The sequence below is a fragment of the Nocardioides piscis genome (genome assembly GCF_011300215.1).
Classification (GTDB): domain Bacteria; phylum Actinomycetota; class Actinomycetes; order Propionibacteriales; family Nocardioidaceae; genus Nocardioides; species Nocardioides piscis.
Genome location: NZ_CP049866.1, coordinates 1,062,433 through 1,076,213 on the forward strand (window position 1 = coordinate 1,062,433; position 13,781 = coordinate 1,076,213).

Consider the following 13,781-nt stretch of genomic DNA (forward strand, 5'->3'; position numbering starts at 1 on the left):
AAAGCAACTTGGCGACAAGTCGATCAGTAGCTAGCTCTCGGTGGCCTTGGCGGCGCGCTCGGCCTTGCGACGTGCCCTCTCTCGCTTCTCCGCGGCGTCCATCTCGGCGGCCTCGGCGAGCGTCGGGGCGCTGCCGCCCAGACGGGCGGGCACCCACCAGGAGCCCGGTGGCTGCTCCGCCGCAGGGTAGGCGGCGATCGTCTCGTCGAGCATGATGCCCATCCGGCGCTTCAGCTCCTGGGTCTCCGCGACCGGGTCCTTGCCCGTGGGATGCATCGGCTCGCCGACCGTGATCGAGATGGTCTTGCCCCGGGAGAAGTCGCGCGGGTGGTCCTTGGTCATCATCCGTTGCGTGCCCCACAGGATGACCGGGACGAGGGGGACACCCGCCTCGGCGGCGATCCGCACGGCGCCGGTCTTGAACTCCTTCAGCTCCATCGCCCGCGAGATGGTGGCTTCGGGAAGATGCCCACCGCCTCACCCGCCTTGAGGTGGTCGAGTGCGACCGCCAGGGACCGGTCTCCGGCCGAGCGGTCGACCTCGATGTGGTGGAGAGAGCGCATGAGTGGACCGGCGAACCGGTTGTCGAAGATCTCCCGCTTGGCCATGAAGCGGACCAGCCGCCCCGACGGGTTGGCTGCAAGGCCGCCGTACACGAAGTCGACGTAGCCGATGTGGTTGAACGCCAGCAGCACACCACCGGTGCGGGGCACGTGCTCGGTCCCGACCATCCGGAACCGCTGACCGAGCAGCCGGAAGGCGGTCTTGGCGGTGAGGATGACCGGGGGATAGGTGAGGTCTCGCATGGGCGTGAGCCTAGGGGGCAGTCGGCCGAGCGGCGAGGGTGACGCCCGTCATCGGCTGGCCCGCGCTCAGCGCCGCATCGCGAGGAAGTCGCCGATCCGGCCGATCGCCTCCTCGAGCACCGCTGCCTCGGGCAGCGTGACCAGGCGGAAGTGGTCGGGCTCGAACCAGTTGAAGCCCGTCCCGTGGGTCACCAGGATCTTCTTGGACCGCAGGAGCTCGATCACGAACTCCTGGTCGTCCTCGATGGGATAGACAGCCGGGTCCAGGCGGGGGAAGCAGTAGAGCGCACCCTTCGGGGTCACGTTGGAGACGCCCGGGATCTCGTTGAGCAGGCGGTCGGCGAGCATCGACTGCTCGTAGAACCGCCCACCGGGGCCGATGAACTCCTCGACCGACTGATAGCCACCCAGCGCAGTCTGGATGGCGTGCTGTGCGGGCACGTTGGCGCACATTCTCATGTTGGCGACCAGGGTCAGTCCCTCGAGGAAGTCGGTGGCGAGCTCCTTGGGCCCGGAGATCATCAGCCAGCCGGCGCGGTAGCCACAGACGCGGTAGGCCTTGGACAGGCCGCTGAACGTCAGGCACAGCACGTCGTTGCCGGCGAAGGTCGCCGCGTGGTGGTGCTCGGCGTCCTCGAAGATGATCTTCTCGTAGATCTCGTCGGCGAAGACGACCAGCTGGTGTCGCCTCGCGATGTCGACCAGGCCCTTGACGATCTCGGGGCTGTAGACCGCCCCGGTCGGGTTGTTGGGATTGATGATCACCAGACCATGGGTGTTCTCGGTGATCTTGGCCTCGATGTCGGCCAGGTCGGGGTTCCAGCCGTTCGCCTCGTCGCAGCGGTAGTGCACCGCCGTACCACCGGAGAGGGTGATCGCGCCGGTCCAGAGCGGATAGTCGGGCGCCGGGACCAGGATCTCGTTGCCGTCGTCGAGGAAGGCCTGGAGGACCAGGGAGATCAGCTCCGAGACCCCGTTGCCGATGAAGACGTCCTCCACGCTGACGTCGCGCAGCCCGTGGGACTGGTAGTAGTTCATCACCGCCGTGCGGGCGGAGTAGATCCCTCGCGAGTCGCTGTAGCCCGTCGACATGGGCAGGTGGTGGATCACGTCGGCGAGGATCGCCTCGGGCGCCTCGAAGCCGAAGGGGGCGGTGTTGCCGATGTTGAGCTTGAGGATCCGGTGGCCCTCAGCCTCCAACCGCTGGGCCTCGACCAGGATCGGCCCCCGGACGTCGTAGCGGACGTTTTGCAGCTTCTTGCTCTGTCGAATCGGGCGCACGAGTTGATCCTCTCAGGCCCGCGGGCGAACTAGCATGGGGTTATGTCCAGGCGGACCGCGCCGCTGACGCTCGACCACCTCGCGCAGGTGGACGAGACGTGCCGTTCTTGCTTGTTCTGGTCGACGGATCCGGTGGCGCGGGCGGCCGTGCGGGCCGGCGAGGAGCCGCAGGCGCAGGAAGCCTGGCTGTCGTGGGTGATGCGTGAGTGGGGCTCCTGCGGACGCGTGGCGCTCGTGGAGGGACGGGTCGTGGGCCACGCCCTCTATGCGCCGAGCCCCTTCGTCCCCGGCGCCCTGGGGTTGGCGACGTCGCCGCCGTCACCGGACGCGATCGTGCTCATGACCGTCCGGGTGGACCCGGCGAGCCGTGGCCAGGGGATCGGTCGGCTGCTCGTCCAGGGGATGGCACGCGACCTGGTCACCAGGGGTCACCCTGCCGTGGAGGCGTTCGGGGACACTCGCGGACGGGCCGTCGGCTGCCTGCTGCCGGCCGAGTTCCTGGGCCGGGTGGGGTTCAAGACCCAACGCGCGCACGCGACGACGCCGCGGATGCGGATGGACCTCCGCACGACGGCGACGTGGAAGTCGGAGGTCGAGGCGGCGCTGGAAAAGCTGTGGGGCGCGGTCCGGCCTGCGCCGAGCCGCGCCCCACAACCACGGGCGTGAAGGGAATCCCCTCAGATGAAGTCCGCGAGCTCCTTGAGGATCGCGGCCTTCGGCTTGGCACCGACGATGGTCTTGACCACCTCACCGCCCTGGTAGACGTTGATCGTCGGGATGCCCGAGACGCGGTATGACGAGGGCGTGACCGGGTTCTCGTCGACGTTCATCTTCAAGAACGTGATCTTCTCGCCGTGCTCGGCGTTGATCTCGTCGAGGATCGGAGCGACCTGGCGGCACGGTCCGCACCACTCGGCCCAGAAGTCGACCAGGACCGGCTTGTCGGACTTGAGGACCTGCGCCTCGAACTCGGCGTCTGTCACGGCGGCGATGTTGCCCACGGAATTGCCCTTTCGGTAGTCAGTGACGGCTGTGCCTAGTCAACACCAGCCTGGCGGCATGTGTTCCCGGCCGCGTCGGCCAGGAGGGGCCCAGACCCGCTCAGCTGGTGGCCTGCACGACCTCGTCGACGATGTGTCGGGTCTCGGCAGGAGAGGCGTCGACGGCAGCGGCGTGGTCGAGGGCGGCGACGTAGCGCTCGGCATCGAGGGCGGCCGCGCAGCCGGTGCCGGCGGCCGTGATGGCCTGGCGGTAGTGGTGGTCGACGAGGTCGCCGGCCGCGAAGACACCGGGCAGGTTGGTGGCGGTCGAGGGGTGGTCGACGAGGACGTAGCCGTCGTCGTCGAGGTCGACCTGGCCGGTGAGCAGCTCCGAGCGCGGGTCGTGGCCGATGGCGATGAACAGGCCGGTGACGTCGAGCTGGCGCTGCTGGCCGGTGACGGTGTCGCGGAGCGTGAGCGACTCGAGGCGGTCCTCACCGTTGATCGAGGCGATCTCGGTGTTCCACACCATCTCGAGCTTGGGGTCGGCGAACGCCCGCTCCTGCATGATCTTCGAGGCGCGGAGCTCGTCGCGACGGTGGATGAGGTAGACCTTGGAGCCGAAGCGGGTCAAGAAGGTGGCCTCCTCGACGGCCGAGTCACCACCGCCGATGACCGCGATGGCCTGCTCGCGGAAGAAGAAGCCGTCGCAGGTCGCGCACCAGGAGACGCCGCGACCCGAGAGCTCGTCCTCACGAGGCAGCCCGAGCTTGCGATAGCCCGACCCCGTCGCCAGGACCACCGAGCGGGCGCGGAACTCAGCATCCGCCGTACGCACGATCTTGATGTCGCCGGTGAGGTCGACCGACACGACGTCGTCGGCCACCAGCTCGGCGCCGAACCGCTCGGCCTGGGCGCGCATCTCGTCCATCAGCGCCGGGCCCATGATCCCGTCGCGGAAGCCGGGGAAGTTCTCCACCTCGGTCGTGTTCATCAGCGCACCACCCGCGGTCACCGACCCCTCGAAGACGAGCGGCGACAGCGAGGCACGCGCGGCATAGACCGCGGCGGTGTAGCCCGAGGGGCCGGAACCGATGATGATGACGTTGCGGACTTCAGACATGCGGACTCAGGCTCCTGCTGGCTGGGGACGGGCGTATGTCGACTGCAACCGATGGTAGGCGCGGGATGTTCCACGACCGTCCACGGCCGGTGGATCAGCGAAGCGGAAGTCGCGCCGAGCGCACAGGATCGTCCGCGCCACAGAGATAGACCTCCACGCGCTGGAAGCCGTCCCTCGGGCGGGGGAACACGACCGTGGCGGGCTCGTCGTCGTAGAGGACGTCGCGCTGGTCCGCCTTGCCGGCCCCCGCCACCGGGCAGCTCGGGGGCGGGAGGGAGGACGAGAGCAGGTGACTGCGCCACAGGTCGACCACCTGTGGTCGCAGGGCCGAGTCACTCGTCAACGCGGGCATCTGCTCGGCGGCGGCAGCTCCGGCATCGGTGCCTCGCTTGGTGCTCTTGCGCTGGGCCTCGGGCGTTGCGTCGGAGGAGTAGGCATCGTCGTCCTCGCCCGGCCCCGACGAATCGGCCGCGGACTCGTCCTCGAGGGACGAGGTGGACCCGCCGGCGGCGCTGTCGGACGCGGACTCGGAGTCGGAGCCGGAGTCGGGCCCGCCGGGCAGCACCTGGCCGACGCCGACGGCGAGGACGACGGCAGCAGCAGCGCCCAGCAGAGCGGTGGCGGCCCGCCGGCGACGTCGCGACGCCAGGGTGACGACGGGTGCCGGGCTCTCGGCACCGCCCGCCGACCGCTCGGCCTGCAGGGAGCCAAGAGTCGCCTCGAGGCGCGCGACGACGTCGGGCGGCGCGGGGTCGGTGTGCCTGGCCGCGGCGAGGTGGGCGCGCACGGCCTCGTCCTGGGCGGGGCTCAACGGGGCGTCGGGGTCGGACATCGGCATACCTCCTCTCGGCGGGGGTCTGGGGTCATCGGTGCTGTCGGGGTCGCCGCTCAGGCGGGGACGTCGTCGGTTGGTGGCCGTTGCACGGCCCCGAAGCGGATGAGACGGCCACTGAGTCAGACCGGCGGGCCCCGGGGTGAGCCCGATGATCGGACGTCGGCCGTCCCGGAGGGGTTCCCCGCGTCGTCGGTGGCAGGCAGCGGCGTCGGCGCGAGGACGCCGAGGAGCGGCGCCAGCCGGGCGCGCCCCCGCGAGCACCGGGACTTGACCGTCCCCTCGGCCACGTCGAGCATCACAGCGGCCTCGGCCACCGAGAAGCCCTCCATGTCGACCAGCACGAGCGCCGCCCGCTGGTCGGGGGTCAGGGTCCGCAGCGCCTCGATCACCATCCGTCGACGTTCATCGGCGACGGTGACCTCCGCGGGGTCGAGCTCCGCCGCGGTCGAGCTGAGCAGGGACCCGCGGTCCGCACGCTCCTCGAGGTCGTCCGGCAGCGCCTCGGCCCGGCGGACCTTCATCGCCCGCAGCCGGTCGAGGCAGGCGTTGACGACGACGCGGTGCAGCCAGGTCGTCACGGCGGCCTCGCCGCGGAACGAACCCGCTCGTCGGAACGCCGCGATCATCCCCTCCTGCAGGCCGTCGGCGGCGTCGTCGGGGTTGCCCATGGTCCGCAGCGCCACGGCCCACAGGCGGTCGCGGTGACGGGCGAACAGCTCGCCGAAGGCGTCCGGGTCGCCGGCGACGTGGAGCGCCAACAGCTCGGCGTCGCTGCGCCCGCCGGGTGGTTGCGCGTCGCTCGGCTGGCTGGTCATCCCTTGACACTCACCTCGGCCACCTCGCCGCGGTATTCATCGAGCACCGGCGGGATCGAGGTCAGCCACACCGTGACATATCTCCCCGGCACCGCCTCGTCGAGGGTGACGGTGAGGCCACCGTTGCCGGCCGCGGTGCCGACCGGGGTGAGCCCCTCGACTCCGGTCGGTGGCTTGCTGGTGACGAAGATCGACACGCTCGTGGGACCGCCGAGGGTCGCGACCTCGACCTCGCGGACGTCGACCGGACGACCGACGTCGACCACGAGCCCGACGCCGTCCTTGAGCCCGGTGGGGCGCCCGAAGTTCTGCTTGTACGTCGACGTGGTCCACGACGTCTCGGGATCGCCGTCGAGCACCAGGGGGACCAGCTCGGGGTTCTCCTCGCGCGGCTCCCCACCCTGGGGGTCGAAGTCGGTCGCCCTCAGGTCGACGAACGCGGTGGGCGCAGGCGTGGTCGGAGTGCTCGCCGGGGGCTCCGGCCCGTCCTCGCCACCACCGGAGCCGAGGTGGAACGCGGCCGCGGCCGCCACCAGGATCAGCACGCCGAGGCCGATGAACATCGCCAGCTGGAACCAGTGGCGCCCCGGCACCTCGTCGTCGGCGTCGGCTGTCTCCTGCGCCGGCCACACCCCGCTGTCGAAGCTGTCACTGGTGCCGGTGCTGGTGCCGGTCGACTCCCACGGCCAGTAGCCGGCGGCGGGTGGTGTGGCGCTGCCGGGCCGCGGGCGGCGTACGGGCGTGCCGTCGGGTGGGGTCGGGGCGAACAGTGGCTTGGCCTGCTCCGCCTCGAAGGGTGGCGGGGGCGGAGGAGCCTGGGTGCGTGTCGGGATCCAGCCCACCCCGTCGTCGTCGAAGACCGGCATCCCGGCCTGGGTGGGGGTGTCCTGCATGACAGGCGCAGCGGGCGGTGGCTCGGAGGAGGAGGGCTCCGAGGAGGCAGCGATCTCGGGCACGACCTGGGTCGCCTCGGCGTCCGGTGCTGGCGCGCCGAGCGCCTGGCTGCTGTGCAGGCTGCGCCATGCCTCGGCGCCGGCGAGACCGCTGGAGTCGCCGACGAAGGTCCGGAGGGCGTCGACCACCCCGTGGAGGTCGGAGAGGTCGTGCGTCGCGCGCGGACCGGGCACCGCCCCCGGGGAGGTGTTGAGCACCTCGTCGCAGAGCGCGTCGAGCGGTCGGGGGATCCCTGCGCGGACCTGCCGTGGTCGCAGCACCTGTCCCTGCACGGTGGGGGCCGCGGGCACCGCCGACGTCGACATCCCGGCCCACTTGCCGGTCAGTCCGGCATAGAGGACCGCCACGGTGTCGATCAGGTCGGCCGAACGGCGACCGGCCGGCAGTCCGTGGAGGGCGGCCTCGACACCGAAGCCGATGATCCGGACCTGGCCGTTGAGGTCGACGAGCACGTTCTCGGGGACGAGCCGCCCGTGCGTCAGGCCGGCATCGTGGGCCCTCGCGAGGCTGTCGGCCACCTCGGCGGCGACCCACGCGGCACGGCGCGGGTCCAGGGGCCCGTTGTTGGCCAGCATGATGTCGAGCGAGGTCCCCTGACCCCACTCGTTGACGATGTAGCAGACCTCGTCGCCCTGGTCGGCGTCCAGCACGCGCAGCAACCGGCGGTCGTGGTGGGGGGCGGTGATCCGCGCGGCGGTCATCAGCGACTCGGCCCGGTCGTCGCTGCGCGCGATCAGGTGTACGGCGACGCACCTCTGCAGCACGAGGTCCTGGGCCCGCCAGAACCGTCCCGAGCCACTCTCGCTCAACAGCTCGTCCAGGCGGTAGCGACCGGCGAGCACGTCACCGGCGCGAAGGGACTCAGGCACCGGGCACCCCACTCTCCGGACTCGGCCTGGCGTTGGTCGGTTTCATCGTAGGACTCGCTGCGGCCGGAGGCGGGCCGACACCGCGTCGACCAGCTCGGTGACCTCGCGGACCCGGAGTGCCCGGGAGAGCACCAGGACCACGAGCAGGCCGATCGACCCGGCCAGTCCGCCGCGGACCAGCGACAGCAGCGGGTGGGGGTCGTCCGCGGCGTCGCCGACCAGCGCGGTGACGCCCAGCCGCACGAGCCAGGCGACGAGGGCCGCCACCGCCACCACGATCAGCATCCGCAGGACGAACCTGAGCAGCGCGGGCGTCTGCAGCCCGCCGAGGGTCCGGCGCAGGACCGCATAGCTGATCGCCGAGCCGATGACGTAGGCGACGAGGTAGGCCATGGCCAGGGCAGGAGCAGTCTGCCGCTCGTCGGCGAGCCGGACCAGCACGAGCGCGCCGACGATGTTGGCCGCGCCGATCACGCACTGGATGAAGAAGACCCGACGGGTCTGCTCGAGGGCATAGAAGGCACGCAGCATCAGGTAGTGGACGGTGAAGAAGACCAGTCCGACGGCGAAGAGCGACAGGGTCGGCGCGAAGCGCTCCCCGGTGTCGGGCCTGAGGTCCCAGCCGAGCAGGGCGTTGGCGGCGTCGGCGGAGACGACGGGCATCAGGGCCGCGAACGGGAGCACGATCGCCAGCGACGTACGCAGGGTGGAGGCGATGGTGCGACCGAGGTCGCGGTGGCGATGGTCGGCCGCGAAGGCCGACAGGCGCGGCAGGATCGCGGTCGCCAGGGACACGGTGACGATCGAGTGGGGCACCATCACGATCAGGAACGAGCTCGAATAGACCATCAGGCCGGTGCCGTCGTCGGTGTCGCGCACGGTCCCTCCGGAGGCCAGCTTGACCACGACGAAGTAGGCGAGCTGGTTGACCAGGACGAAGAGCAGCGTCCACACGCCCAGCGACAGTGTCCTGGCGAGTCCCGCGTCGCGGAAGTCGAACCGCGGGCGGAACCGGAAGCCGACCGCTCGCAGGTAGGGCAGCAGGATCACCAGCTGCAGGGCGATGCCCAGCGTGGAGCCGATGCCCAGGAGCAGCTCCTGGCCGGTGCCCAGCGGCTGCCGCTCGTCGGCCAGCCCGGCCCGGCCGTAGACAAGGAGATAGGTCACGAGCATCGCGACCGCGACCGCGTTGTTGGCGATCGGAGCCCACATCATCGGCCCGAAGCGCTCGCGCGAGTTGAGGATCTGGCCGACCAGCACGAACATCCCGTAGAAGAACACCTGGGGCAGGCACAGCCGGGTCAGGTCGGTGATCGACTGGAGGTGCTCGGCCCGGTCGGGCGCCTGGAAGTCGTCGTGGAGATAGAGGCCGAGCAGCCAGGGAGTGGCGATGATGAGCACGACCGTCACCAGCGCGAGGAAGATCGCGGCCAGGGTGATGACGCGCTGGGCATAGGCGTCGCCGCCGTCGGGGTCGTTCTTCATCGCCCGCACCAGCTGGGGCACGAGGACGGCGTTGAAGATGCCGCCGGCGACCAGGATGTAGATCATGTTGGGCAGCGTGTTGGCCACCGCGAACATGTCGGCCCGCAGCACCGTGCCGAGTGCCGCGGCCAGCAGGGCGGCGCGCAGCACGCCGCTGATCCGGGAGAAGGCGGTGCCGGCGGCCATCACGGCGCTGGAGGAGAGCACTGACCGGTCGCTCATGGCGTGGCCTCCTCGGCAGGCGCCGGCGCCTGACGGCTGCTGCGGATGCGGCGGACGAGCCGGACCGCGATGGTGCCGAAGAGCAGCAGCGCACCCCCGGCGAGCAGCAACCAGATCAGGCCACTGACCTGCGCGGCGCGGATCTGGAGGCTCGTCGACGCGCCGAGCGGCTGGCCCTGGGTGTCGGTCACGAGCAGGCGGACCTGGTGGATCCCGGGACGGTCGGCCGTGATCCGGGGACGGATGCGCTTGCGGGCGCCCGGGTCGAGCTGGAGGTCCTCGGGGTCCTGGACCTGCAGGTCGCCGTCGGAGGCGGCGGCGGTGACGCGCACGGTCACCGGCTGGTCGAGGCCGTTGACCACGTCGGCACCGAGGTTGCCGTTCTCGCTCGAGAGCGTCACCGCGTCGGGCGCCTCGACGGTGATGCTGGCGAGCTGTTCGTCGATGTGCGCCTCGGCCGCGCGGGTGCTGCGCAGCGCCCGGTCGGGGCTGGTCCGGTGGCCCGACGAGAGCATCACCAAGATCTCGTCGGCGACCTGGGCCGGCACCAGGTTGGGCAGGGTCAGGACCCCTCCCATCAACGCGGCACGGTCGGCCAGCTCGGCGGCGGCCTCGAAGTTGGTCGCCGGGAGCTCGAGCGCCTCGTCCTCCTCGGTGTAGGCCAGGTCGTTGCCGCTCAGGGATGCGGCGGGGCGTTGTGCGACCTCGGCAACGGTGACCGGAGTGAGCCAGCGCTTGTCGAGGCCGGTGAAGAGTGCGGCCGGGTCGACGGGGTGCCAGTCGTGGGGGAGCACCATCACCACCGGGGCGGTCGAGCCCGCTGCGCCTCGCACCGCGGCCTCGCTGAGCAGCCGCTGTCGCAGGGCCAGGGCGTCGTCGGGTGCTCCGGGACCTGGCCCGCCGGCCGCCGCCCCGCTGGAGGTGACGACCACGTCGTGGTCGAGCAGCCGGACCATCGAGGTCTGCGTGTCGGGGGGTACGGCGAAGGAGGTGTCGGCCACCAGCACGGTGCTGTCCAGCGTCGCGGCCTGCAGCGCAGCCGGGCTCAGCACGCCCTGACGGGGGGCCAGGGCCGGGGAGGACTGGATGCCCAGCCAGGTCATGACCTGGCTGCTCCTGGCGACCGCCTGCTCATAGAAGGCGGGTGCGTGGGCCGCCGCGGCCGCTGCGTCGAGGTCGCCGTAGGGCAGGGCGAGCACGGTCTTGCCGGCCGTGAGTGCGGTGAAGCGCTCGAGCCACGCCGTCGCAGTTGTGGCCAGCTCCTGCTGCCAGGCCGTCAGCTCCTGTTCCGGGTCGGGCGCCGGGACAGGCTCGTGGTCGACCCCGGCCGGGTCGGGCTGGGTCGTCGCACCCTCGGGGGTCGCTCCGGCCGTGCTGCTCGGGTCGGTGGGCTCACCGGTGACGGGAAGCGCGTCGGGGTCGGGCGCCAGGGTCCGGGGCGGGTTGCCCGCGCCGAGCCGCGCGATCGCCACCAGGACAGCGGGATCGACCAGCCAGGTCAGTGGTGTGCCGGCCGCGGAGTCACCGGCATCGAGGAGCGCTTCGAGGCGCCCGCCCTCGATGAGGGACTTGCGCCAGCGTCCGGGCCGGGCCACAGAGCCGTCGGCGGCGAGCCACACGCGCTCGCGCAGCGGCAGCACGATGGCCGCCTGGACGGGGTCCGGCGCGTCTCCCTTCGCGGGTCGCCGTCGGGCATCGGCGACGAAGGGGATGAAGGTCCGGGCCCGGCCGTCGGTGAAGTCGTCGTGGGGCACGGTCTCCGAGGCGCCCCGGGCGTGGATGCCGAGCCAATAGACGCCGGGGGCGTTGATGGTCAGCAGGTCGCGGGGCACGGTCAGCGAGAAGTCCGCCGACTCGCCGGGCGCGAGCTCCTCGACCCGCGCCTCGGTCCCGGCCTCGACGATGCGGTCACCGACATAGGCGTCGGGCTCGATCGCCGCGGAGGCGGCCAGGGAGGTCGCGTCGGCGATCGGGGCCACTGACCGGAAGGAATAGAGGTTGATGCCGGTCCAGGTCTCGAAGCTGGTGTTGCTGACGGTGCCGGAGATCGTGAGGGGGCGGTCGTCGTCGCTGAGGGTGTCGGGACTGATGGAGGTCAGGTGGACCCGCAGGGGGTCGTCGTCGGCGGGCTTGCGTGGACGAGGGCCGCGAGGCTCCGCGGCGGCGGCCCCACCCGCCTGGGGCGCGTGGGGGCTTGGGCGTGGGTCCTGGGTCGCTGCGGCGGGCGAGGCCAGCAGGGTGGCGACCAGGGCCAGGGCCGCCACCGGCCCGAGACGCCGCCGCGCCTTCGCCGTCCGCAGTCCCCGAGCAGGCGGGGACAGGGACGGGCACGGCACGGCCCGACTCTATCGGCGGCACCGGCACTCTCCGCCCAGCAGCGCGGCGTGGTCCGCGAGGCGACCGCACGACAGTGGGGGTCGGCGCCCGGTGCCCTAGAGTTGCCCCTCGTGTCCGATGCCGTGCTGCCCCCGCTGACCATCGTGGAGGTCCAGCACCGGGTGGCTGCCGAGCTCACCCGCATCGGTCCGGTGATCGACCAGCTCGGGGAGCGGTTCGCCGCCGCGGGCCACGAGCTCTCGCTCGTCGGCGGACCCGTGCGCGACGCGATGCTCGGCCGCCTCCAGAACGACCTCGACTTCACCACGTCGGCCCGCCCGGAGGAGACCGAACGGCTCCTCGCCGGCTGGGTCGATGCGACCTGGGACATGGGCCGGGCCTTCGGCACGATCGGCGCCCGGATCGGCCAGTGGCAGGTGGAGATCACCACCTATCGCGCCGAGACCTATGACCCCACGTCCCGCAAGCCCGACGTCGACTTCGGCGACTCGCTGGCCGGCGACCTCGGCCGGCGTGACTTCACGGTCAACGCGATGGCGGTGAGCGTCCCGGGTCGTGGGTTCGAGGATCCGTACGGCGGTCTCGTCGACCTCGCCAACCGGGTGCTGCGCACTCCCGGCCGCCCCGAGGACTCGTTCTCCGACGACCCGTTGCGGATGATGCGCGCGGCCCGCTTCGCAGCCCAGCTCGGCTTCACCGTCGCGCCGGAGGTGGTCGCGGCGATGACCGAGATGGCCGGCCGGATCGAGATCATCTCCGCCGAGCGGGTGCGCGACGAACTGGTCAAGCTCGTCTGCGCCCCCTTCCCGCGACTGGGCCTGACCCTGCTCGTGCAGACCGGACTTGCCGACCACGTGCTGCCCGAGCTGCCGGCCCTCGCCCTCGAGAGCGACGAGCACCACCGCCACAAGGACGTCTATGAGCACACCCTGACCGTGCTCGAGCAGGCCATCGCCCTCGAGGAGCGGCTGGGCGGCGAGCCCGACTTCGTCTCCCGGTTCGCTGCCCTGATGCACGACGTCGGCAAGCCGCGCACCCGGCGGTTCGAGACCGGTGGCGTGGTGACCTTCCACCACCATGACGTCGTCGGCGCCAAGATGACGCGCAAGCGGATGCAGGCGCTGCGCTTCTCCAACGCCGAGATCGACGCCGTGTCCAAGCTCGTCGAGCTGCACCTGCGCTTCCACGGGTATGGCGCCGGCGAGTGGACCGACGCCGCCGTACGCCGCTATGTCCGCGACGCCGGTGACCAGCTCGAGCGGCTGCACATCCTGACCCGCGCCGACTGCACGACCCGCAACCAGCGCAAGGCCGACCGCCTGCGACGGACCTATGACTCGCTCGAGGCGCGGATCGAACGACTGATGCAGGAGGAGGAGCTCGCCTCCATCCGGCCCGATCTCGACGGCGCCCAGATCATGGCGATCCTCGACATCGCGCCCGGGCCCCGCGTCGGCGCGGCCTACAAGCACCTGCTCGAGCTGCGGATGGACCGGGGCCCGATGAGCCCGGAGGACGCGCGGGCGGCCCTGCTGGCCTGGGCCGAGGCCAATCCGGAGCCCGGTCCCGAGAGCTGACTCGGTAGGTTGCGGCGCATGACCGACACCGTTGCCCCCGTGCTCGAAGAGTCCATCACCATCCAGGCTCCGCCGGATCGGGTGTGGTCCCTGGTCTCCGACCTGGGCCGGATGTCGAGGTGGAGCCCCCAGGTCGTCAAGACCTTCGTCCGCGGCCGGCCGATCGGGCTCGGCACCACCATGGTCAACATCAACCGCCGCGGCGTGCTGGTGTGGCCGACCCGGACGCGAGTGGTGCGGTTCGAGCCCAGGGAAGAGGTCGCCTTCCGGGTCAAGGACAACTTCACCATCTGGTCGTTCCGGCTCACCCACGACGGAGCTGGCGGCACCCTGCTGACCCAGCGCCGCGAGGCTCCCGACGGGATCTCCGACATCTCGCACAAGCTCACCGACCGGCTGCTGGGGGGCGTCGCGGCGTTCCAGGTCGAGCTTGGTGACGGCATGCGCCAGACGCTCGCCAGGATCAAGGCCGAGGCCGAGGGCTGAGTCTCCCGATG

11 protein-coding genes and 1 pseudogene are annotated in these 13,781 nt (G+C 71.4%); 3 read left to right on the top strand and 9 right to left on the bottom strand.

All coding sequences use genetic code 11. The annotated features are described in order from the left end of the window. Positions 1-30: 30 nt before the first annotated feature. Positions 31-806 (bottom strand): annotated as a pseudogene (locus tag G7071_RS19950) (lysophospholipid acyltransferase family protein). 66 nt (positions 807-872) lie between these two features. After that, positions 873-2,087 (bottom strand): pyridoxal phosphate-dependent aminotransferase, encoded by a 1,215-nt coding sequence (locus G7071_RS05260; protein ID WP_166315794.1) that lies wholly within the window; start codon positions 2,085-2,087, stop codon positions 873-875. Positions 2,088-2,129: 42 nt separating this feature from the next. Here G7071_RS05260 and G7071_RS05265 point away from each other — a divergent pair, with 42 nt between their 5' ends. Further along, positions 2,130-2,753, top strand: a complete 624-nt coding sequence (locus G7071_RS05265) for a GNAT family N-acetyltransferase (protein WP_166315797.1) — start codon at positions 2,130-2,132, stop codon at positions 2,751-2,753. Between the two features lie 11 nt (positions 2,754-2,764). Here G7071_RS05265 and trxA read toward each other — a convergent pair whose 3' ends face one another. From trxA to G7071_RS05300, 7 genes are all read right to left on the bottom strand, one after another. Next, complete coding sequence (gene trxA / locus G7071_RS05270; protein ID WP_166315800.1) at positions 2,765-3,088, bottom strand: thioredoxin; 324 nt, start codon at positions 3,086-3,088, stop codon at positions 2,765-2,767. Between the two features lie 100 nt (positions 3,089-3,188). After that, positions 3,189-4,190: a thioredoxin-disulfide reductase gene (gene trxB, locus G7071_RS05275; protein ID WP_166315803.1), complete on the bottom strand. Its 1,002-nt coding sequence runs from the start codon at positions 4,188-4,190 to the stop codon at positions 3,189-3,191. A 94-nt stretch (positions 4,191-4,284) separates the two neighbouring features. Then, positions 4,285-5,022 carry a hypothetical protein gene (locus tag G7071_RS05280; RefSeq protein WP_166315806.1) on the bottom strand — a complete coding sequence of 246 codons (738 nt, stop codon included), beginning with the start codon at positions 5,020-5,022 and terminating at the stop codon, positions 4,285-4,287. 122 nt (positions 5,023-5,144) lie between these two features. Next, positions 5,145-5,840: an RNA polymerase sigma factor SigM gene (gene sigM / locus G7071_RS05285; protein ID WP_166315809.1), complete on the bottom strand. Its 696-nt coding sequence runs from the start codon at positions 5,838-5,840 to the stop codon at positions 5,145-5,147. Then, entirely contained in the window at positions 5,837-7,663 is a 1,827-nt protein-coding gene (locus tag G7071_RS05290) for a protein kinase family protein (RefSeq protein ID WP_166315812.1), read from the bottom strand. The genes sigM and G7071_RS05290 overlap by 4 nt, the downstream gene beginning before the upstream one ends. A 42-nt stretch (positions 7,664-7,705) precedes the next feature. Further along, on the bottom strand, positions 7,706-9,370 hold the full coding sequence (gene murJ / locus G7071_RS05295; protein ID WP_166315815.1) for a murein biosynthesis integral membrane protein MurJ: 1,665 nt from the start codon (positions 9,368-9,370) through the stop codon (positions 7,706-7,708). Then, positions 9,367-11,706, bottom strand: coding sequence for a DUF6049 family protein (locus G7071_RS05300; RefSeq protein ID WP_166315818.1), 2,340 nt, complete (start codon positions 11,704-11,706; stop codon positions 9,367-9,369). The genes murJ and G7071_RS05300 overlap by 4 nt, the downstream gene beginning before the upstream one ends. 144 nt (positions 11,707-11,850) lie before the next feature. On the opposite strand from G7071_RS05300, the gene G7071_RS05305 reads away from it, so the two are divergent. Continuing rightward, positions 11,851-13,284: a CCA tRNA nucleotidyltransferase gene (locus G7071_RS05305; protein ID WP_425489424.1), complete on the top strand. Its 1,434-nt coding sequence runs from the start codon at positions 11,851-11,853 to the stop codon at positions 13,282-13,284. A gap of 18 nt (positions 13,285-13,302) precedes the next feature. After that, positions 13,303-13,770, top strand: coding sequence for an SRPBCC family protein (locus tag G7071_RS05310; protein ID WP_166315824.1), 468 nt, complete (start codon positions 13,303-13,305; stop codon positions 13,768-13,770). Positions 13,771-13,781: the final 11 nt, after the last annotated feature.

Coding starts and splice junctions, on each gene's coding strand:
- G7071_RS05265 (WP_166315797.1), top strand. CDS start 2,130: ATGTCCAGGCGGACCGCGCCGCTGACGCTCGACCACCTCGCGCAGGTG.
- trxB (WP_166315803.1), bottom strand. CDS start 4,190: ATGTCTGAAGTCCGCAACGTCATCATCATCGGTTCCGGCCCCTCGGGC.
- G7071_RS05280 (WP_166315806.1), bottom strand. CDS start 5,022: ATGTCCGACCCCGACGCCCCGTTGAGCCCCGCCCAGGACGAGGCCGTG.
- sigM (WP_166315809.1), bottom strand. CDS start 5,840: ATGACCAGCCAGCCGAGCGACGCGCAACCACCCGGCGGGCGCAGCGAC.
- murJ (WP_166315815.1), bottom strand. CDS start 9,370: ATGAGCGACCGGTCAGTGCTCTCCTCCAGCGCCGTGATGGCCGCCGGC.
- G7071_RS05310 (WP_166315824.1), top strand. CDS start 13,303: ATGACCGACACCGTTGCCCCCGTGCTCGAAGAGTCCATCACCATCCAG.